At 74.4% G+C, this 18,301-nt stretch carries 20 protein-coding genes; 13 read left to right on the plus strand and 7 right to left on the minus strand.

What is annotated here, in order from left to right; translation table 11 throughout:
* Window position 1: 1 nt before the first annotated feature.
* A complete protein-coding gene (locus tag HNR61_RS22090) occupies window positions 2-688 on the minus strand; it encodes a spheroidene monooxygenase (RefSeq protein ID WP_312898026.1) in 687 nt (228 codons plus the stop codon).
* A 16-nt stretch (window positions 689-704) separates the two neighbouring features.
* Between HNR61_RS22090 and HNR61_RS22095 the strand changes: the two genes are divergently transcribed.
* A complete protein-coding gene (locus HNR61_RS22095; RefSeq protein WP_312898027.1) occupies window positions 705-1,289 on the plus strand; it encodes a glycerol-3-phosphate acyltransferase in 585 nt (194 codons plus the stop codon).
* Here the strand turns inward: HNR61_RS22095 and HNR61_RS22100 are convergent.
* The 3 genes from HNR61_RS22100 to HNR61_RS22110 form a co-directional block, all read right to left on the minus strand.
* Window positions 1,240-2,364 carry a glycosyltransferase family 2 protein gene (locus tag HNR61_RS22100; protein WP_182845054.1) on the minus strand — a complete coding sequence of 375 codons (1,125 nt, stop codon included), beginning with the start codon at window positions 2,362-2,364 and terminating at the stop codon, window positions 1,240-1,242. The two genes, HNR61_RS22095 and HNR61_RS22100, sit on opposite strands and share 50 nt — an antisense overlap.
* Before the next feature lie 110 nt (window positions 2,365-2,474).
* Window positions 2,475-3,917: a phytoene desaturase family protein gene (locus HNR61_RS22105; protein ID WP_312898028.1), complete on the minus strand. Its 1,443-nt coding sequence runs from the start codon at window positions 3,915-3,917 to the stop codon at window positions 2,475-2,477.
* Window positions 3,914-4,675 carry a carotenoid biosynthesis protein gene (locus HNR61_RS22110; RefSeq protein WP_312898029.1) on the minus strand — a complete coding sequence of 254 codons (762 nt, stop codon included), beginning with the start codon at window positions 4,673-4,675 and terminating at the stop codon, window positions 3,914-3,916. The genes HNR61_RS22105 and HNR61_RS22110 overlap by 4 nt, the downstream gene beginning before the upstream one ends.
* Before the next feature lie 226 nt (window positions 4,676-4,901).
* Here HNR61_RS22110 and HNR61_RS22115 point away from each other — a divergent pair, with 226 nt between their 5' ends.
* From HNR61_RS22115 to HNR61_RS22130, 4 genes are all read left to right on the plus strand, one after another.
* Window positions 4,902-5,324 carry a plectin gene (locus tag HNR61_RS22115; RefSeq protein WP_182845056.1) on the plus strand — a complete coding sequence of 141 codons (423 nt, stop codon included), beginning with the start codon at window positions 4,902-4,904 and terminating at the stop codon, window positions 5,322-5,324.
* Window positions 5,325-5,508: 184 nt separating this feature from the next.
* Window positions 5,509-6,222 carry a maleylpyruvate isomerase N-terminal domain-containing protein gene (locus HNR61_RS22120; RefSeq protein WP_312898030.1) on the plus strand — a complete coding sequence of 238 codons (714 nt, stop codon included), beginning with the start codon at window positions 5,509-5,511 and terminating at the stop codon, window positions 6,220-6,222.
* Between the two features lie 146 nt (window positions 6,223-6,368).
* Window positions 6,369-7,754, plus strand: a complete 1,386-nt coding sequence (locus HNR61_RS22125; protein WP_182845057.1) for an MFS transporter — start codon at window positions 6,369-6,371, stop codon at window positions 7,752-7,754.
* A gap of 305 nt (window positions 7,755-8,059) precedes the next feature.
* Entirely contained in the window at window positions 8,060-8,308 is a 249-nt protein-coding gene (locus tag HNR61_RS22130) for a metallothionein (protein ID WP_182845058.1), read from the plus strand.
* 92 nt (window positions 8,309-8,400) lie between these two features.
* Here the strand turns inward: HNR61_RS22130 and HNR61_RS22135 are convergent, their stop codons facing one another.
* Entirely contained in the window at window positions 8,401-8,895 is a 495-nt protein-coding gene (locus HNR61_RS22135; RefSeq protein WP_182845059.1) for an NUDIX domain-containing protein, read from the minus strand.
* Window positions 8,896-9,186: 291 nt separating this feature from the next.
* On the opposite strand from HNR61_RS22135, the gene HNR61_RS22140 reads away from it, so the two are divergent.
* From HNR61_RS22140 to HNR61_RS22170, 7 genes are all read left to right on the plus strand, one after another.
* Window positions 9,187-11,295 (plus strand): molybdopterin oxidoreductase family protein, encoded by a 2,109-nt coding sequence (locus HNR61_RS22140; protein ID WP_182845060.1) that lies wholly within the window; start codon window positions 9,187-9,189, stop codon window positions 11,293-11,295.
* Window positions 11,292-12,734, plus strand: coding sequence for an FAD-dependent oxidoreductase (locus HNR61_RS22145; RefSeq protein WP_182845061.1), 1,443 nt, complete (start codon window positions 11,292-11,294; stop codon window positions 12,732-12,734). Before HNR61_RS22140 ends, HNR61_RS22145 begins: the two co-directional genes overlap by 4 nt.
* A 230-nt stretch (window positions 12,735-12,964) precedes the next feature.
* Window positions 12,965-13,123 carry a hypothetical protein gene (locus tag HNR61_RS22150; protein WP_182845062.1) on the plus strand — a complete coding sequence of 53 codons (159 nt, stop codon included), beginning with the start codon at window positions 12,965-12,967 and terminating at the stop codon, window positions 13,121-13,123.
* An 87-nt stretch (window positions 13,124-13,210) separates the two neighbouring features.
* On the plus strand, window positions 13,211-13,720 hold the full coding sequence (locus tag HNR61_RS22155) for a MauE/DoxX family redox-associated membrane protein (protein WP_182845063.1): 510 nt from the start codon (window positions 13,211-13,213) through the stop codon (window positions 13,718-13,720).
* The gene (locus HNR61_RS22160) at window positions 13,720-14,250 is read left to right on the plus strand and encodes a peroxiredoxin family protein (protein WP_182845064.1); all 531 of its coding nucleotides are present in this window, start codon (window positions 13,720-13,722) and stop codon (window positions 14,248-14,250) included. Before HNR61_RS22155 ends, HNR61_RS22160 begins: the two co-directional genes overlap by 1 nt.
* Window positions 14,247-16,061 carry an ABC transporter ATP-binding protein gene (locus HNR61_RS22165; protein ID WP_182845065.1) on the plus strand — a complete coding sequence of 605 codons (1,815 nt, stop codon included), beginning with the start codon at window positions 14,247-14,249 and terminating at the stop codon, window positions 16,059-16,061. Before HNR61_RS22160 ends, HNR61_RS22165 begins: the two co-directional genes overlap by 4 nt.
* Window positions 16,058-16,552, plus strand: coding sequence for a S26 family signal peptidase (locus tag HNR61_RS22170; protein ID WP_182845066.1), 495 nt, complete (start codon window positions 16,058-16,060; stop codon window positions 16,550-16,552). The genes HNR61_RS22165 and HNR61_RS22170 overlap by 4 nt, the downstream gene beginning before the upstream one ends.
* An 11-nt stretch (window positions 16,553-16,563) precedes the next feature.
* Here HNR61_RS22170 and HNR61_RS22175 read toward each other — a convergent pair whose 3' ends face one another.
* Together HNR61_RS22175 and HNR61_RS22180 are read right to left on the minus strand one after the other, a co-directional pair.
* Window positions 16,564-16,758, minus strand: coding sequence for a DUF397 domain-containing protein (locus HNR61_RS22175; protein ID WP_182845067.1), 195 nt, complete (start codon window positions 16,756-16,758; stop codon window positions 16,564-16,566).
* Window positions 16,749-17,552: a helix-turn-helix domain-containing protein gene (locus HNR61_RS22180; RefSeq protein ID WP_182845068.1), complete on the minus strand. Its 804-nt coding sequence runs from the start codon at window positions 17,550-17,552 to the stop codon at window positions 16,749-16,751. The genes HNR61_RS22175 and HNR61_RS22180 overlap by 10 nt, the downstream gene beginning before the upstream one ends.
* A gap of 157 nt (window positions 17,553-17,709) precedes the next feature.
* Between HNR61_RS22180 and HNR61_RS22185 the strand changes: the two genes are divergently transcribed.
* The gene (locus tag HNR61_RS22185; protein ID WP_182845069.1) at window positions 17,710-18,141 is read left to right on the plus strand and encodes an ATP-binding protein; all 432 of its coding nucleotides are present in this window, start codon (window positions 17,710-17,712) and stop codon (window positions 18,139-18,141) included.
* Window positions 18,142-18,301: the final 160 nt, after the last annotated feature.

Consider the following 18,301-nt stretch of genomic DNA (forward strand, 5'->3'; position numbering starts at 1 on the left):
GTCACCCGGGGCGCAGGGGGTCCACGCCGTTCCACGTGCCCTCGCTGGACAGCGGCGCGAACCGCGCGAACAGCTCCTCGGCGTACCAGCCGCGCTCGCGCACCCGGCCGATCACCCGGCGGTGCGCGTCCGTGCGGTGCGCGAACCCGCCGACGGCGGCGGCGTCCCGCCACAGCGAGAACGTCGCCTGCCGCGCGACCGGCCACTCGCCCATCCCCACCGACGCCAGGCAGCCGTCCTGCGCGGCCAGGTCCCGTTCCACGGCGGGCACCGCCCGGTAGAACTCCACCAGCCGCGACGGCCGGATCGACGCCCGCGTCAGCACCGCCACCGGCCCGCGCTCCGCGCCGGACGCGCCGGGGGAGGGCGCGCCGAACGGCTCCACCCCGCCCCACCGGCCGTGCGCGCGCAGCGGCGCCATCCGCACGTGCCAGGACTCCACGGCCTCCTCCCGCCAGCGCCGCGCGATCGGCGAGCGGGACAGGAACCCCTCCAGCGCGGCCTCCCCGTCCCACACCGCCAGCGTCGCCCAGCGGCGCGGGTCGGCGCTCAGGCCCATCGAGCCGCCCCGGGCGGTGCCCAGCAGCCGCCAGAACCTCAGGCCGCCGGTGCCGCGCAGCACCGGCCGGTCGAAGGCCATGTACCGCATGGCGTCCACACGCGCGTACCTGACCAGGTGGAAGGACACGATGACCGTCCCGCCCGTGCTTGATCCATCCGTGCTCGCTCTGCTCGCGGCCGTCATCGGCGGCTACCTTCTCGGCTCGGTCCCGGTCGCGGTGCTGGTGTGCCGCGCGCACGGGTTCGACCCGCGCGACACCGGCGACCGCAACCCCGGGTTCTGGAACGTCAGGGAACTGCTCGGCGGGCGCGCGGCCGCCCCGGTCTTCGCCGGGGACATGGCCAAGGGCGCCCTCGCCGGTCTGGCAGGCCTGGCGGCCGGGCTGTCGGCCGGTGCCGCGCTCGTGCCGGTGTACGCGGCGGTCGCGGCGGCGATGGTCGGGCACGCCTGGCCGGTGTTCGCCGGGTTCCGGGGCGGCCGGTCGATCCTCACCTTCGCCGGGGGCTTCGCGGTGATCTGCCCGCCCGCGTTCGGGATCGGCATCGCCCTGCTCGTCCTGGTCGGGAAGGCCGCGTCGTTCGCGGTCGGGGCGCGGGTGGCGGTGTTCTCGCTGCCGGTGCTGCAACTGTGGTTCGCGCCCGTCCCGGCGGTGGCGGCGACCGGCCTGCTGATGTCGCTCATCGGCCTGCGGTTCGGGCAGGCGGCGCTGGCCGGGCGGGACGCGTGAGGGCCGGGGAGGCCCGGCCCCGCGGGTAGGCCCGGCCCCGCCACGTGCGGACCGGACGCACCGTGGCCTGCGTCAGCCGCACGGCGGTCGCCACGTCCAGCAGCGGCGACAGCGCCAGCCCCGGTCCGGGCCGCGCGTAGCCGGACCGCAGTGCCACCGTCAGCAGGCCCCGCACCGCCAGCAGGCCCAGGTCCAGCCGGGTGGGGCGGCCCAGCGCCAGCCGCGCCACCGGCAGGGCCGCCGTCAGCCACACCACCGCCAGGTCGGCCGCGCGGCCCGCCGGGCCGGTGACGTCGGCCAGCGGCAGGGAGCGCCCCCACTCGCGCCACACCTCGGCGGCCGAGGCGTGCATGTCCACCTCCAGCAGGCCGCCCGCGTCCAGGAACGCCACCCGCCACCGGTCGCGGGCCAGCGTCCGCGCCAGCGCCACGTCGTCGGTCAGGTGGCCGCGCACCCGCGCGAACCCGTCGGCGGTCCGCATCGCGGTGCGGCGGAACGCCATGCACTGGCCGTTGGCGAGGACCCGGTGCGGCGGGGGAGGGGAGACCGGGCCGACGGGCCCGAACCGGTACACCAGCGTCGCCAGGAACGAGGCGTGCAGCGCCTGCTCGGCGACCCCGTCGCACACGAACCGCGGCCCCACCGTCACCAGGTCGTGGTCGTCCAGCAGCGCCGCCAGCGCCCCGACCAGCCCGGGACGGGGCCGGGCGTCGGCGTCCAGCGTCACCACCGTCTCGCGCCGCGCCGCCTCGACGCCCTGGCGCAGCGCCCACTGCTTGCCGACCCAGCCCTCCGGCAGCGGCGCGCCGGGCAGCACCCGCGCGCCGAGCCCGGCGGCGACCCCGGCGGTGCGGTCGCGCGACCCGTCGTCCACCACGATCACCTCGGCGACCGCCGGGTCGGCGCGCAGCGCCCGCAGGCACGGCCCGATCCGGTGCTCCTCGTCGCGCGCCGGGACCACCACCGACACCGACCCCGGCGCGCCCTCGCGCGGCTCCAGCGGAGGACGCCTGCGACGGCCCCGCGAAAGCCGCGCCAGCACCACCGCAGCAGCCACCCCCTGCGCAAGCGCCAACGGCGCGAATCTCGGCGGCGCGAACCCCAGCCGCGCGGGCCTCGACAGTGCGAGCTTCGACAGTGCGGGACTCGGCGGCGTGGGGACCGGCAGGGGGAGGGGCGGCGTGTTCACCGGCCCGCCCATCTCGGGAAGTCCTCGTCCACCAGCGCGGCGACGATCCGGCCGCCCATCGCCACCAGCGGCAGCCCGCCGCCGGGATGCGCCGACCCGCCGACCAGGTACAGGCCGCGCCGGGGTCCCCGGTTGCCCGGCCGCCGGAACGGCGACAGCGCGCCGTCGTAGGCCGGCCCGTAGATCGCCCCGCCCCAGCAGTCGTAACGCTCCCGCAGGTCGGCGGGGGTGAGCAGGTCGACGAACCGCAGCCGTCCCGCCAGGTCGTGGCCGCGCTCGGCCAGCCTCTCCAGCACCAGGTCGCGGTAGGACTCCGGCGGCAGCGGCCAGCGCCCGGGGTCGCGGGCGGGCACGTTCACCAGCATCGTCCAGTTCTCGCACCCGTCGGGGGCCTGGCCGGGGTCGTCGACCTTCGAGCAGCCGATGTAGACCGTGGGGTCCTCCGGCGGACGCCGCCTGACGAAGATGTCGTCGAACTCGCGCGGATAGTCGGCGGAGAACACGACCGAGTGGTGCGCCAGGCCCTCGGTGCGCCCCTCCACCCCCGCCAGCATCAGGAACCCCGACGACGACAGGCCCAGCCCGGCGACGCGGCGCAGCCGCCGCCGGTCGGGCAGCAGCCGCCCGTACAGGGCCGCCGCGTCGGTGTTGGCGACCACCACGTCCGACCGCACCCGCTCGCCGGACGCCAGCACCACCCCCCGCACCCGGTCGGAGTCGGTCAGGACCCGGGCGACCGGCGCGTTCAGGTACACCTCCACGCCCGCCTCCTTCAGCAGCGCCGCCAGCGCGTCGGCGAGCACCGGCAGGCCGCCGGGCACGTACCAGCCGCCCGTGCCGTGCTCGATCGCCGGGACGCAGCCCAGCGCCGCCGGGGCCCGGTAGGGGCTGGACCCGGCGTAGGTGGCGTACCGCCCCACGTACTGCCGCAGCCGGGGGTCGCGGAAGAACCCGCGGGCCAGCCCGTCCAGGGTGCGGCCCGGCGCGGTCGCCAGCAGGTCCCCCGGCCGCGCCGCGCGGGGCGGCCGGGTCGGCGGCCCGGCGAAGAACGTGCGCCGCGCCGCCTCCAGGCAGCCCCGCGCCCAGTCATGGAACCGCAGCCACGCCCGGCCCTCGCCGGGGGCGAGCCGCTCCACCTCCGCGGCCATCCGCCGCGGGTCGCGGCGGGCCGTCAGCTCCGACCCGTCGGCGAAGCGGTAGCGGCACAGCTCGGCCGGCTCCACCGGGTCGACCGGCACCCCCAGCTCCCGGAAGACCTCCGGCAGCGTCAGCAGCGACGGGCCGACCGAGAAGGCGAACCCGTCGCGGCGGTGCTCGGCGAGCTTGCCGCCGAGCCGGTCCAGCCGCTCGTACAGCCGCACCCGCCGTCCCTGCCGGGCCAGCAGCAGCGCCGCCGTCATCCCGCCGACGCCGCCGCCGACCACCACCACGTCACTCACCGACGCCTCCCCACCGGAGCGTTCCCGACCAGCCGGGTCCACGCCAGCGCGGCGGGCACCCCCATCGCGACGCCGCCGGCCGCCGCGACCAGCGGATCGGTCGGCCGGAACACCAGGGCGAACGCGACCGTCTCCATCACCGCCATCGCCGTGTACACCGCGACCAGGCCCGCCGACGGCCGTCCCCGGTCCGCCAGCACCCGGTCGACCACCGCCATCAGCAGCAGCGACACCGCCAGCCATCCCGCGAAGTTGGTGAGCGGCACGCCCCGGTAGGGACCCGGGTGCGCCCACTCCCACAGCCCCAGCCGCAGCATCTGCGGATCGAGGAACAGGTCCCAGGCCGTCAGCGCCGCCGCGCCCACGAGCAGCCGCCGCGCCCGCGCCGCGCCGTTCCCCGCGGCCGGTCCCGTGATCGCCGCCGCGACCGCGTACGCCGCCAGCCCCATCCCGGCCCATGCCAGCGCCACCGCGACCGGCACGTCCCCGACCTGCGGCTGGAGCACCCCGGTGTAGCGGTACTCGCCGAACGGCACCCCGGTGCGCACCCCGGTCCACTCGGCGGCGTACCCGACCGCGAACGCCCCGCCGAGCGCGCCCGCCGCCCGTCCGGGCCCGTACCGCCCCGCCGCGAACGCCACCGCGGTCGCCGCGACCAGCAGCACGATCGCACCGGTCAGCCCCACCGGCCGCGCCCGCACCCCCGAGGCGCACTGCGCGACCAGCGTCGCCGCCAGCAGCCCGCACCCGGCCCACACCCAAGGGCTCCGCCCGTGCGCGGGCCGGGGGCCCGGGGGAGCGGAGATCTGTGTTCGCGTCACACCGCTGTCTTCGGACGCGACGCGCGGAACGGATGCGCGACCGACCCCACCTTACTGCGTAAAGGGAGAAACTTTGGTGTCTGCCGTCACAATCGGGCAGCCCCGAGCGTACTCTTGGGACCGGTCCGATTTGGAAGATCACCGAGGGTCGAGGAGTGTCGCCATGCCGCTGCTGCCAGGGCGCCGGGTGAGCAAGGACGTCGCCGAACCGGTCGAGGCCGACCGGCGGCTCGCCGAGGCCTACCGGGAGCGGGTGACGGCCGCCACCGAGGCCGAGCACGCGCTGCGCGCCGCCCAGTCCGAGCGGCGGTCCGACGCGGAGATCCGCGAGCTGATGATCGCGTTCGACCGGGCGCTGACCGCCGCCGTGGAGGCCGCCGAGGCCGCCGAGCGCGTCGCGATCGGCCCCAGGGGGTACGCGCCCGAGGGCGCCGACGCCAAGGCGCGCCGCGCGGCCGAGATCGAGCGCCGCAAGGGCAGGGCCAAGCCCGCCGTGCGGCCGTGGACCGACGAGGTGGACCGGCTGCGCACCGCGCGCGAGGCGCACCGGCTGAGCTACCGCAACCCTCCGGCGGTGCCCGCCTGACCCGCCCGGGCGGCACGGCGTCCCCGGCGACACAGCGTCACCGAGTGGCACCGGTCGTCGAACTTTGAGAGTCTGCCCTCTTGGGGAAAGTCGGGACGTCCCGCACCGGAGCCGTGCCGCGGCGCGCGTACCGTACGCGCGCCGCGTCGCATGAGACGGCCCGGCGCGAGGGGAGGGCGTTCCGGTGAAGGGGGCGGTGCCGGTGCGCGGCGCCCAGAACGCGGGGGGATGGAAGCAGGTGGAGTGCACGCCGCCGGACCGGTATCGCGTCCTGGAGTGCTACCAGGACGGGGTGCGGGCGATTCGCGCCCTCGCGGCGCGGGTCGAGGACTGGGCGGCGCCGACCCCCTGCGACGAGTGGCAGGTGATCGACCTGGCCGGGCACCTGCGGTGCGTGGCCGAGAACTACCTGGAGTACCTGCACGACTCGCCCGACAGCCGGCTGGCCAAGCTGTTCGCCCAGGACGCCGCCACCGCCGTGCTGATCCGCCAGCAGGCCCGGCAGAACGCCGCCGAGCTGGCGGTGCTGCCCGCCGAGCACGGCCTCAGCCGGATCATGGCGTTCACCGTGGCGGCGGGGGCCTACGCCGACCTGATGCCCGACCGGTGGGACCGCACCCACCTGATCTACCGGGGCACCAAGTACACCGTCGGCGACCACGCCGGGGCGGCGTGCGTGGAGTGGCACCTGCACGCCTGGGACCTGGCGCGCGCCCTCGGGGAGGACTACCGGCCCGAGGACTCGGGGCTGCTGGTGTCGGCGTGGCACTGGGGCGTCCCGCACCTGCCGCTGGGGCCCGGCGACCCGTGGGAGTCGGTGCTGCGGTCGTCGGGGCGCTCGCCGCTGTGGCCGGAGGAGACCGCCGGGACGGCGCGGCGGCGCGTCCACCGTTCCTGAGCCCCTTCACAACGCCCGATGTCGCTTGTGCGAGGGATGTTGCACGGCGGGTACACCGCGTGCCGCCCCGTGTAACCGGCCCTTCCTAGTTTTCCAGGTGCGACGCGCCCGGTCCGGGCGCTCCGCACGACACCTGGAGGAAGGGCATGACGGCGCTGACCGATCACCCCGCCCCGTCGAGAACGTCCCGGGGGCGGAGCTGGATCGACCACTGGGACCCCGACGACGAGCGGTTCTGGGCGGCCACCGGGCGGCGGGTGGCGGCCCGCAACCTGGTCTTCTCGATCCTCACCGAGCACCTGGGGTTCTCGGTGTGGCTGCTGTGGAGCATCGCGGTGCTCCACCTGCCGAGCGTCGGCGTCCAGCTGACGGTGGGGCAGACGCTGTGGCTGACGACCGTGCCCAACCTGGTCGGGGCCGCGATGCGGATCCCCTACACCTTCGCGCCCGCCCGGTTCGGCGGGCGCAACTTCACCGTGGTCAGCGCGCTGCTGCTGCTGATCCCGTGCGGGCTGTTCGTGTACGCGGTCAACAACCCGGACATCCCGTTCTGGGCGCTGCTGCTGATCGCGGCGACCACCGGGCTGGGCGGCGGGAACTTCGCCTCCTCGATGGCCAACATCACCCACTTCTACCCGGCGTCCCGGCAGGGCCTGCCGCTCGGCCTGAACGCGGCGGGCGGGAACCTCGGCACCAGCGTGACCCAGCTGACGATGCCGCCGCTGATCGTGGCGTTCGGGCTGGTCGCGGTCGGCTGGGTGTGGATGCCGCTGGTCCTGGTCGCCGCCGTGTGCGCCTACCTGTTCATGAACAACCTGACCAGGGCGACCTCGGCGTACACGATGCGGGAGATGGCCGCCGGCGCCCGCGACCGGCAGACGGTCATCATGTCGGTGCTGTACATCGGGACGTTCGGGTCGTTCATCGGGTACTCGTTCAGCTTCGGCGTGCTGATCAAGAGCCAGTTCCCCGACGTCAAGGGCGCGAACTTCATCTGGCTGGGCGCGTGCGCCGGGTCGCTGGCGCGGCCGCTGGGCGGCTGGCTGGCCGACCGGTTCGGCGGGGCCCGGGTGACGATGGTGAACTTCTTCGTGATGGGCCTCGGCGTGGCCGTGGTCGCCGCCGCCGTGGGGGCCGGGAGCTGGGGGCTGTTCCTGGGCGCGTTCCTGCTGGTGTTCGTCACCACCGGGATCGGCAACGGCTCCACCTACAAGATGATCCCGGCGATCTTCCGGGCGCGGGAGCTGGCGGAGGTGGACGGCGCCGACCCGGCCGCGGTGCGGCGGGCGACGACCCGGGCGCGCCGCACGGCCGCCGCGGCGATCGGCATCATCTCGGCGGTCGGCGCGGCCGGCGGGGTGCTGATCCAGCAGGCGTTCCGGATCTCGATCGAGCAGAGCGGGGGCATCGGCCCGGCGCTGCTGACACTGGCGGGGTTCTACGGGGTGTGCGTGGTGCTGACCTGGGCGTGCTACCTGCGCAAGGTGACCGTGGGCGGCGTCCGCACCAGCCTGGCCGAAGCCGGCGTCTGACCGGGGCCGCCGCCGGCGCGTCCCGTCGAGGGACACCTGACGCGTGGGCCGGGCCAAGGCGGCCCGGCCCACGCGTCCCGGTCCGCCGACCGTTCTGACCTCGCCCGGAGGACAGGCCGGATGCGGCCCGTGGGGTTGCTCCTCCTGGTCTCGGTGGTGGCGCGACGCCAACTGAGCGCCCGGCCGTGGCCCGTTCCCTCGCCGTCGACCGGTTCGGGGCTCTGACCTGGGGCGCGTCAGGGATAGCGCGCTCCGGGCGGGGTAGGTCCCCTGTCGCGATGCCCGGGGGAGGGGGAGAGCCAGCCATGGCGACCTGTGAGGTCTGCGGGAACGACTACGAGCTGTCGTTCGAGGTGCACGCCCAGGGGAGCGTGCACACGTTCGACTCGTTCGAGTGCGCGATCACGAGGATGGCGCCGATCTGCGAGCACTGCGAGTGCCGGATCCTCGGGCACGGGATGGAGGTGGACCGGCACTGGTACTGCTCGGCCCACTGCGCCCGCGCCGCCGATCCCGAACGGGGCACGCAGGTCCGCGACAGCGTCCCGGCCTGAGCCGCGGGAGGCCCCCGGTCCCGGAACGTCTCCGGCCTCGGAGGGCCTCCGCGCGGGCGGCGACCGCGCCGCCGTGACCGGGGCCGCCGGGGTCAGGCCTCGGCGACGCCGAAGACCGGTTCGCGGCCGTCCTCCAGGTAGACGGCGCGACCCTCGGCCATGCCGCGCAGGCACGGGTCCATCCGGCGGGAGATGTGCGAGGGGGCCAGCTCGGGGACCTTCTCCGGCGCGACCAGCACATGGTCCGACAGCTCGTCGGCCGGCAGCCGGATCGCCTCGATCTCGGCGCCCGAGATCGCCCCGCCGAACACGAACACGTTGGCGGCGTCCACGACGCTGTCGCGCGGCGGCGCCCAGTCCACGCAGACCAGGCCGTCCAGGCGGGGCACCAGCCCCAGCTCCTCCTGGCACTCGCGCACGCACGCCTCCAGCGGCGACTCGCCCGCCTCGATCACCCCGCCGGGCAGGAACCAGCCGTCCTTGTAGGTGGGCTTGACCAGCAGGACCCGGCCCAGGTCGTCCAGCAGCAGGGCCGCGGCGGCGCCGCGCGTGCGTGGCAGGGAGGCGTAGTAAGCAGCGTCGGGCATGCTCCGAGGGTAGGCGCGCCGGGCGGGCGGTCATGCGTCCTCCGGCACAGCTCCGGCCGCATCCGTAAAAGATCTCCACGGTCGGCCGTCGATCCGTTCGCCCCCCACGACGGCGGCTCCGAATGGACCTTGACAAAGCGCAACAACACTTGACACGTGATCGTCAGTGCTGTTCGCCGGAACCGTCACGATCGTTCTGACCTTGCCGAACGGGACGGTGTGAGGGGCTTTTAACGGCCGGGTCACACGCGGGACGCGGACGCGAAACGGGCACTGTCGAGTCTCGGCACCATGACCGCGACCCTTCCACAGACCGCACCCCCGCGCTCGACGGCGACGCACTGCCCCTACTGCGCGCTGCAGTGCGGCATGCGGCTGGACGGCGCCGGGCCGCTGACGGTCACGCCCCGCGACGACGTGCCCGCCAACCGGGGCGGGCTGTGCCAGAAGGGCTGGACGGCCGCCGAGCTGCTCACCGTCCCCGACCGGATCACCACGCCGCTGATGCGCGCCCGGCGCGGCGCGCCGCTGGAGCCGTGCACCTGGGACGAGGCGCTGGACCGGATCGCCGCCGGGGCGCGGCGGCTGCGGGCCGCGCACGGCCCCGACGCGGTCGCGGTGTTCGGCGGCGGCGGGCTCACCAACGAGAAGGCCTACCAGCTCGGCAAGTTCGCCCGGATCGCGCTGCGCACCTCCCAGATCGACTACAACGGCCGGTTCTGCATGTCGTCGGCCGCCGCCGCGTCGAACCGGGCGTTCGGGATGGACCGCGGACTGCCCGGCCCGATCACCGACCTGGGGCGCGCCGACGCGATCCTGCTGGTGGGCGGGAACGTCGCCGAGACGATGCCGCCGTTCGTGCGGCACCTGACCGACATGCGCGAACGCGGCGGCGCGCTGGTGGTGGTCGACCCGCGCCGCACCGCCACCGCCCGCCAGGCCGACCTGCACCTGCAACCGGCCCCCGGCACCGACCTGGCGCTGGCCAACGGGCTGCTGCACCTGGCGGTCATGGAGGGCCTGCTCGACGAGGACCACATCGCCGAACGCACCACCGGGTTCGCGGCGGTCCGCACCGCCGTCAACGCCTACTGGCCCGACCGCGTCGAACGCATCACCGGCGTCCCGGTGCCGCTGATGCGCGAGGCGGTGCGGCTGCTGGCGCGCGGCGAACGCTCCTACATCCTCACCGCGCGCGGCGCCGAGCAGCACGCCAGGGGCGTGGACACCGTCACCGCGTTCATCAACCTGGCGCTCGCGCTGGGCCTGCCGGGACGCGAGGGCTCCGGCTACGGCTGCCTGACCGGGCAGGGCAACGGCCAGGGCGGGCGCGAGCACGGCCAGAAGGCCGACCAGCTGCCCGGCTACCGCAGCATCGCCGACCCCGCCGCCCGCGCGCACGTGGCGGGGGTGTGGGGCGTCGACCCCGACGACCTGCCCGGCCCGGGGCGCTCGGCCTACGAGCTGCTGATGGCGCTGGGCACCGCGGAGGGCCCGAAGGCGCTGCTGCTGTTCGGCTCCAACCCGGTGGTGTCGGCGCCGCGCGCCCTGGCCGTCACCGAACGCCTGGACTCCCTGGACCTGCTGGTCGTCGCCGACTTCGTGCTGTCGGAGACCGCCGCCCGCGCCGACGTGGTGCTGCCCACCGCCCAGTGGGCCGAGGAGTCGGGCACCATGACGAACCTGGAGGGCCGCGTGCTGCGCCGCCGCCGCGCCCTGCCGCCGCCGCCCGGCGTGCGCACCGACCTGGAGATCCTGGCCGCGCTCGCCGACCGCCTGGACGCCCCCGGCAAGTGGTCCACCGAACCGGCCGAGGTGTTCGACGAGCTGCGCGCCGCCAGCGCCGGGGGCCTGGCCGACTACTCCGGCATCACCTACGAGCGCGTCGAGAACGAGGGCGGGGTGTTCTGGCCGTGCCCCGGCGAGGACCACCCCGGCACGCCCCGCCCGTTCCTGGACCGGTTCGCCACCCCCGACGGCCGCGCCCGGTTCGTCCCGGTCGAGCACCACGGCCCGGCCGAGCCGACCGACGCCGACTACCCCGTCACCCTCACCACCGGGCGGGTGCTGGCCCAGTACCAGAGCGGCGCGCAGACCCGCCGGGTGGCCGCGCTCACCGAGGCCGCGCCCGAACCGTTCGTGGAGATCCATCCGGACCTGGCCGAACGCCTCGGCATCGCCCACGGCGACGACGTGCGCGTCACCAGCCGCCGGGGCGCCGCCACCGCCCGCGCCCGGCTGACGACCGCGATCCGCCACGACACCGTCTTCATGCCCTTCCACTGGGCGGGGGAGGGCCGCGCCAACCTGCTGACCAACCCCGCCCTCGACCCGACCTCCCGGATGCCGGAGTTCAAGGTCTGCGCCGTCCGGCTGGAACCTCTCGGAGTGAACGCATGAGCATCGTCATCATCGGCAACGGCATGGCCGGATCCCGGCTGGTGACCGAGATCCGCGCCCGCGACCGGCAGGTCCCGGTGACCGTCTTCGGCGCCGAGCGCCAGCAGCCCTACAACCGGATCCTGCTGTCCAACGTGCTGGCCGGGACCGCCGCGCCCGACCAGATCAGCCTGGTGGACCCCGCCTGGTACGGACGCAACGACGTCGACGCCCGGCTCGGCGTCGAGGTCGTCTCCGTCGACCGCGCCGCCCGGGTCGTGCACGCCTCCGACGGCACCGCCGTCCCCTACGACACGCTGGTGCTGGCCACCGGCAGCACCGCCTTCGTCCCGCCGATCCCCGGCACCGAGGGCGGCCTGCCCGCCGGGGCGGTGGCGTTCCGGACCCTGGAGGACTGCCGGGAGATCCTGGCCGCCGCCGACGGGGCGCGCCGCGCCGTGGTCGTCGGCGGCGGGCTGCTGGGCATCGAGGCCGCCCGCGGCCTGGCCGGGCGGGGCCTGGAGGTCACCGTCGTCCACCTGGCCGGGCACCTGATGGAACGCCAGCTCGACCCCGGCGCCGGCCGGGTGCTGGCGCGGACCCTCGGCCGCCTGGGGATCCGCGCCCGCCTGGACGTCACCGTCTCCGCCCTGCACGTGGAGGGGGAGCGGGTGGCCGGGGTCGGGCTGGCCACCGGGGAACGGCTGGACGCCGACGTGGTCGTGCTGGCCTGCGGCGTCCGCCCCGAGACGGCCCTGGCCCGCGCGGCGGGCCTGGAGGTGGACCGGGGCGTGGTCGTCGACGGGACCCTCCGTTCGGTCACCGACCCGGCGGTCCGCGCGATCGGCGAGTGCTCCCAGCACGACGGCACCGTCTACGGGCTGGTCGCCCCCGCCTGGGAGCAGGCCACGGTCCTGGCCGACCTGCTCACCGGCGCCGACGACCGCGCCCGCTTCACCGGCGCGCGGCAGATCACCCGGCTGAAGGCCGCCAGCGTGGACCTGGTCGCGATGGGGGAGACCCATCACGGCGACGACGACCCCGAGGTGGAGGTGCTCAGCTTCACCGACCCCAGCCGCGGCACCTACAAGAAGGTGGCGATCCGCGACGACCGCGTGATCGGCGCGATCCTGCTGGGCGAGACCAGCACCGCCGGGACCCTCACCCAGCTGTACGACCGTTCCGCCCCCGCGCCCAGCGACCGGCTCAGCCTGTTCTTCCCCGGCATGGAGGGCGCCGCGACCGCCGACTCGCCGCTGCGGATGCCCGACGCCGCCACCGTCTGCCACTGCAACAACGTCTCCAAGGGCCAGATCCGCGCCTGCTGGGAGAAGGGGGCCCGCACCGCCGACGAGGTCGCCGAGGGAACCCGCGCCAGCACCGGCTGCGGCGGCTGCCGCGACGCCCTGGAGGGCATCGTGGCGTGGCTGGGGGAACAGGACGCGGTCCCCGCGGGCTGACCCCCGCCCCCGGCCCCTGACGCACCGATAAACGAACCTGAAAAGTATGTTTGGTGTCCATTTAGGTGCTCAGGGATGATCATCAAGCCCCCGTCCGAAACACGTCGGCCAGCCGGAACGCCTTTGGCTGATTAAACGGGTCGTTTTTCCTTGCGCCGAAAATGCCAAGCTACAGATGATCTTCCTGCTTGCCGATCGGCCGGGAGCCCGGCCGGGAAGGAGGAGGCGTCATGACCCGCCTCATCGACCGCGTACTCGCCCGCGTCGCCCACAAGGAGACCGTGGACGCGGGCTGCAGCCGCTACGAGTTCTGCAAGAACGGCATCAAGTACCTGCGGATGTGCTGCAAGGACGAGGGCTGCTACACCAACCCGATCGGCAGGTGCTGACCGGACTCCGCTGAACCACCGCGGGCGGCCCGGCCCCCTGAGCCGGTCGGGCCGGGCCGCCCGCGCCCGGCGGTACGAAGGGGTGCCGTGCAGTACCTTCCCGCAGTCTTCGCCTGTCTCATCGGCCTGGTCTTCGCCGTCTCGGCGTTCACCAAGCTCCGCGACCGCGCGGGCTTCACCCGATCGGTGCCGGACCTGGTCCCCGCGCTCCCGGCCCGCCTGCTCGGGCCGCTCGCCCACACCGTCATCGCCCTGGAGGCGGCGGTCCCCGTCCTGCTGGCGGTGCCCGCGACCCGGATCCTCGGCTTCGGGGTCGCGCTGGTGCTGCTGGCGGCGTTCACCGTCGCGATCGCGGGCGCGCTGCGCCGGGGCCGCCGCGCCCCCTGCCGCTGCTTCGGCGCCTCCGCCGCCCCGCTCGGCCCCCGCCACCTGGTCCGCAACGGCGTGCTCCTGGCCGCCGCGTCCGCCGGAGCCCTGGCGCCCGGCGGCGCCGCGCCCGCCGCCGGCCTCGCCGTCGCCGCGGCCGCCGGGCTCGTGGCGGGGCTGCTCATCGTCTCCTTCGACGACCTCGTCGACCTGTTCGCAGGGAGCCACTGATGCCCTACCTGACCGCGGCGGTCGTGCTCGTCGGCCTGCTCGGCGTGTTCAACCTGCTGCTCACCCTGCGCCTGGCCCGCACGATGCGGGAACGCGGCGACGGCCACGGTGATCACGGCCATGGCGGCATGAACGCCGGACCGCCCGTCGCCCTGGGACCGGGGAAGAGCCCCGCCGCGTTCACCGCCGTCACCACCGCGGGGGAGAGCGTCTCCGACACCGACCTGGTCGGCGTGGTCGCGTTCTTCTCCGCCGGCTGCGACCCCTGCCACAAACTGGCCCCCAGCGTCGCCGAACACGCCCGTTCCGCCGACCGTGCCAGCGTCCTCGCCGTGGTCTCCGGCGAGGACGACGCGCTGGTCGACGCGCTCGCGCCGTTCACCCGCGTCGTCGTGGAGGACTTCGACGGTCCGGTCTCCACCGCGTTCCGCAACGACTGGACGCCCGCCCTGTACCTGCTGGGCCCCGACCACCGGATCGTCGCCACCGGGGGGCGGCTGCACGACCTGCCCCTCGAAACGACCGTATGAGCCGGGGCTCCGGCCCGCGCGCGCTGCTCGCGGCGGCCCGCGAGGCCCTGACGCTCACCGCCCGCGCCGCCCCCGCCGGGGTGGCCGGCTACCTGCTGCTCACCCTCGCCACCGCCGCCGCGCCGATCGCCACCGCCTGGCTCACCAAGCTCGTCATCGACCGCCTGGCGTCCGGGCGCGGCGCGGTCGGCGGCCTGGCCCTCGGCCTGGCGGCGGCGGGGCTGGCCGCCGCGGCGCTGCCCGGCGTGGCCCGCTACCTGCGGGCCCAGACCGGACGCGCGGCGGGCGTCGCCGCCACCGACCGGCTGTTCGCCGCGACCGAGAAGCAGGTCGGCCTGCGCCGCTTCGAGGACCCGGCGTTCCTGGACCGGCTCCGCCTCGGCCAGCAGGGCGCCGGCAGCGTCGCCGAACTCGTCGACGGCGTCGGCGGCGGCCTGCAGGGCGTGCTGGCCCTCACCGGATTCGTCGGATCGCTGCTGGTGATCAGCCCCGCCATGACCGGGCTGGTGCTGCTGGCCGCCCTGCCCGCCCTGGCCGCCGAACTGCTGCTGTCGCGCCGCCGCGCCCAGGTCGAGTGGGACACCGAGAAGACCCAGCGCCGCGAGTTCTTCTACAGCCGCCTGCTCACCGGCGTCGAGGCCGCCACCGAGATCCGGCTGTTCGGCGTCGGCACGTTCCTGCGCGCCCGCATGATGACCGAACGCCGTCGCGCCGACGCCGCCCAGCGCCGCATGGACCGCTGGGAACTGGCCGTCCAGGGCGGGCTGACCACCCTCAGCGCCACCGTCGCGGGCCTCGGCCTGTGGTGGGCGGTCCTGGCCGCGCGGCGCGGCGCCCTCACCGTCGGCGACGTGTCGATGTTCGTGGCCGGGGTCGCGGGCGTGCAGAGCGCCCTGGACGGGCTGGTCGCGGCGATCGCGTCGGTGCACGGGCGGCTGCTGGCGTTCGGCCACTACGTCGCCGTCGTCCGCGCCGACCCCGACCTGCCCCGCGCCGCCGACGGCGACGCCCCCGAGCTGCGCGAGGGCGTCGAACTGCGCGACGTGTGGTTCCGCTACAGCGACGACCACCCCTGGGTGCTGCGCGGCGTCGACCTGTTCATCCCGCACGGCCGCGCCGTCGCGCTCGTCGGGCTCAACGGCGCGGGCAAGAGCACCCTCGTGAAACTGCTGTGCCGCATGTACGACCCGGTGCGCGGCCGGATCCTGTGGGACGGCGTCGACCTGCGCGACGTCCCGCCCGAGCGGCTGCGGGCCCGGATGAGCGCGGTGTTCCAGGCCCACATGAACTACGACCTCACCGCCGCCGAGAACATCGCCCTGGGCGACCTGACCGCGCTGGACGACCGTCCCCGCCTCGCCGAGGCCGCCGCCCGCGCCGGGATCGACGACAAGCTGGCCGCCCTGCCACGCGGCTACGACACCCTGCTCAGCCGCATGTTCTTCGGGGACACCGACGAGGGCGACGAGGAGACCGGCGTGGTGCTGTCGGGCGGGCAGTGGCAGCGCCTGGCCCTGGCCCGCGCGTTCGTCCGCGAGGGCCGCGACCTGATGATCCTCGACGAGCCCAGCTCCGGCCTGGACCCCGAGGCCGAACACGAGATCCACCAGCGGATGCGCGAGCACCGCGAGGGCCGTACCAGCCTGCTCATCACCCACCGGCTCAGCGCCGTCCGCGACGCCGACCTCATCGCCGTCCTCTCCGAGGGGCGGATCATCGAGCGCGGGAACCACGACCACCTCATGGCCGCCGACGGCGAGTACGCCCGCCTGTTCCGCCTCCAGGCCGCCGGATACCAGGAGGCCACATGACAGGAGGCCACGTGAGAACGGCGGCGCTGGGGGCCCTGCTCGCGGCCGGGGCGGTGCTGTGGTTCCGCCGCCACTACCTGGTGGCGACCGTGCGGGGCCGCAGCATGGAACCCACCTACCGGGAGGGCGACCAACTGCTGGTCCGCCGCGCCGCCCGTCCGCGCGCCGGGCAGGCCGTCGTGGTCCGCGCTCCGGACCCGCCGCTGGCCTACGAGCCCGACGGCCCCCTGACCCCCGAGGAGGCGAACGCCCCCGAGATCGAGCCCCCGCCCGCCGACCGCCTGCTGGTCAAACGCGCGGTGGCCGTGGCGGGCGACCCGGTGCCGAGAGACGACTTCCCGGCCCTGCGCGACACGACCGAACCGGTCGTCCCACCGGGGTCACTGGTGGTGCTGGGCGACAACCCGTCGGTGAGCTGGGACTCCCGCGAGTACGGCTTCGTGCGCCCCGCCGACTACGTGGGCGTCGTCCTGCGCCGCCTCACCGGCTGACACGCCCGGTATCAGCCATCGACTCCGCCCCTGACCGTCATCGACATCTGCTGGAACGCAACCCGGCTCACGAAAATCATGGGGCCTTGCCTGTCCTTGCTGTCGCGAACAAAAACGCCGTCGCGAGCGGCGGAGACTTCCACGCAGTTTCCGCCGTTGGCTGAACTCCTGCTCGCCTTCCGCCACTCCGACCCGTTCAGCTCCATTTTTCCTCTGCAACCTTCCTGATAACATCTCTCGACATTCTGCCCGGAAGTGCGTTCTCGCGCAATTCCACGAGAGCCCTGCTCAATGCGGTGAGGTCCTGGGCCTCGTCCGATGTTATGCCCCGGATCGTCGTCTCCAGATAAGCGATTTCGCTTCGGTCGCTCAACGTCGCGAGGACGAAAGCGCCTCCGCAGCCCATGTGCTCTCCCCCGGCGGGGACGACCTGGATCGTCACGTTCGGCCGCTCGCTCACCGTGATCAGGTGCTCCAGTTGCGCCCGCATGATCTCAGGAGATCCGACCGGCCGGTACAGGGCGAGTTCGTCGACCAGTGCGACGAGGGTCGCGGGTGCGGGGCTTTCTCGCATGATGACCTGCTGGCGTTCGATACGCGCCGACACGGCTTGTTCGCAACGGAGAATGGGGCGGGCGTAGTCGGGGATCTGGAGCAGGCCGGGAACCAGCGAGTGCTCGTAGCCGACCAGCATCACGGCCTCCTGCTCGACGGTCGGCCAGTCGAACCAGAGGGGGACCGGGGTCCCGTCCCTGGTGAGGTCGTCGTAGAGCTCCAGCAGCGCACCACCGGCGCCGGTCACCTCGTCGACGATCTCCGCGAACGAGCGTTTGCACCGTCGCTTGCCGGTCTCGACCTGCGAGACGAACGACACGGATGTGTTGGTTCGTGCGGCTATGGCCTGCTGTACGACGTTGGCGCGCAGACGATAGCGCGCCATCTGGCGGCCGAAGGCGGCGAGCGCGGGCTGTGACGTGGGGGAACGCCGCCGAGGAGACATGATCAGATCCTTTCACTGAATTCACAAACCACTTGACGCTTTTCGACCTTTGGTCAGTTCTTCATTGTTGATAGCCAGTCTAGGTCGCGAGTGGCTCACTGAGAGTGAGAAGTGCGGAACCCGTCCGCGGGGGGCTTCGGAACCCGAAGGTGTGTTCATGATCAGTGAAGGGCGTCGATCATGTCCGGAACGGCTGTCGACGGTATCGGCGATCATGCTGCGGGCGAATGTCCGGTCGATCGGAAGGATCCGGGAATTCGTCACCGGGGCCCTGGCGAGCCAGGGGATCGACGCCGAAGTGATCGATGATGCGGCGATCGTCGTCAGCGAGCTCGCGACGAACGCGCTGCGCTACGGGAAGCTCCTGGACGGGATGATCGTCTGCGCCTACATGTCCGCCGAAGGGCCGGTGGTGGAGGTGTGGGACCGGTCGCCCGAGCCGCCGCGCGTGATGCCGGTCGACTTCGAGGCCGAGTCCGGGCGGGGCCTGAACATCGTCTGCGAACTCTCCGCACGCTGGGGCGTCACGCCGCTGCCCAACGGCGGCAAGGCCGTCTGGTCCGTCATCCGCAAGGCGGGGGACCGGTAGCGCCGCGCGTCGGCGACCTGCAACGCCGCCTCTACAATGCGCCGCCCCGACCGCGGCGGCTGGTGCCGCATCAGGCAACGTTCGCCCGGTCGTCCTGAGGTCGGGTTGGGTGCTGGCGCTTGAACGACGGCGATCGGGAGTTCGTCGAGTACCGGTGCGT

This window comes from Actinomadura kijaniata, assembly GCF_014138665.1.
Lineage (GTDB): Bacteria > Actinomycetota > Actinomycetes > Streptosporangiales > Streptosporangiaceae > Spirillospora > Spirillospora kijaniata.

Coding starts and splice junctions, on each gene's coding strand:
- HNR61_RS22115 (WP_182845056.1), top strand. CDS start 4,902: ATGCCGCTGCTGCCAGGGCGCCGGGTGAGCAAGGACGTCGCCGAACCG.
- HNR61_RS22125 (WP_182845057.1), top strand. CDS start 6,369: ATGACGGCGCTGACCGATCACCCCGCCCCGTCGAGAACGTCCCGGGGG.
- HNR61_RS22130 (WP_182845058.1), top strand. CDS start 8,060: ATGGCGACCTGTGAGGTCTGCGGGAACGACTACGAGCTGTCGTTCGAG.
- HNR61_RS22135 (WP_182845059.1), bottom strand. CDS start 8,895: ATGCCCGACGCTGCTTACTACGCCTCCCTGCCACGCACGCGCGGCGCC.
- HNR61_RS22140 (WP_182845060.1), top strand. CDS start 9,187: ATGACCGCGACCCTTCCACAGACCGCACCCCCGCGCTCGACGGCGACG.
- HNR61_RS22145 (WP_182845061.1), top strand. CDS start 11,292: ATGAGCATCGTCATCATCGGCAACGGCATGGCCGGATCCCGGCTGGTG.
- HNR61_RS22150 (WP_182845062.1), top strand. CDS start 12,965: ATGACCCGCCTCATCGACCGCGTACTCGCCCGCGTCGCCCACAAGGAG.
- HNR61_RS22160 (WP_182845064.1), top strand. CDS start 13,720: ATGCCCTACCTGACCGCGGCGGTCGTGCTCGTCGGCCTGCTCGGCGTG.
- HNR61_RS22165 (WP_182845065.1), top strand. CDS start 14,247: ATGAGCCGGGGCTCCGGCCCGCGCGCGCTGCTCGCGGCGGCCCGCGAG.
- HNR61_RS22170 (WP_182845066.1), top strand. CDS start 16,058: ATGACAGGAGGCCACGTGAGAACGGCGGCGCTGGGGGCCCTGCTCGCG.
- HNR61_RS22175 (WP_182845067.1), bottom strand. CDS start 16,758: ATGGAGCTGAACGGGTCGGAGTGGCGGAAGGCGAGCAGGAGTTCAGCC.
- HNR61_RS22180 (WP_182845068.1), bottom strand. CDS start 17,552: ATGTCTCCTCGGCGGCGTTCCCCCACGTCACAGCCCGCGCTCGCCGCC.
- HNR61_RS22185 (WP_182845069.1), top strand. CDS start 17,710: ATGATCAGTGAAGGGCGTCGATCATGTCCGGAACGGCTGTCGACGGTA.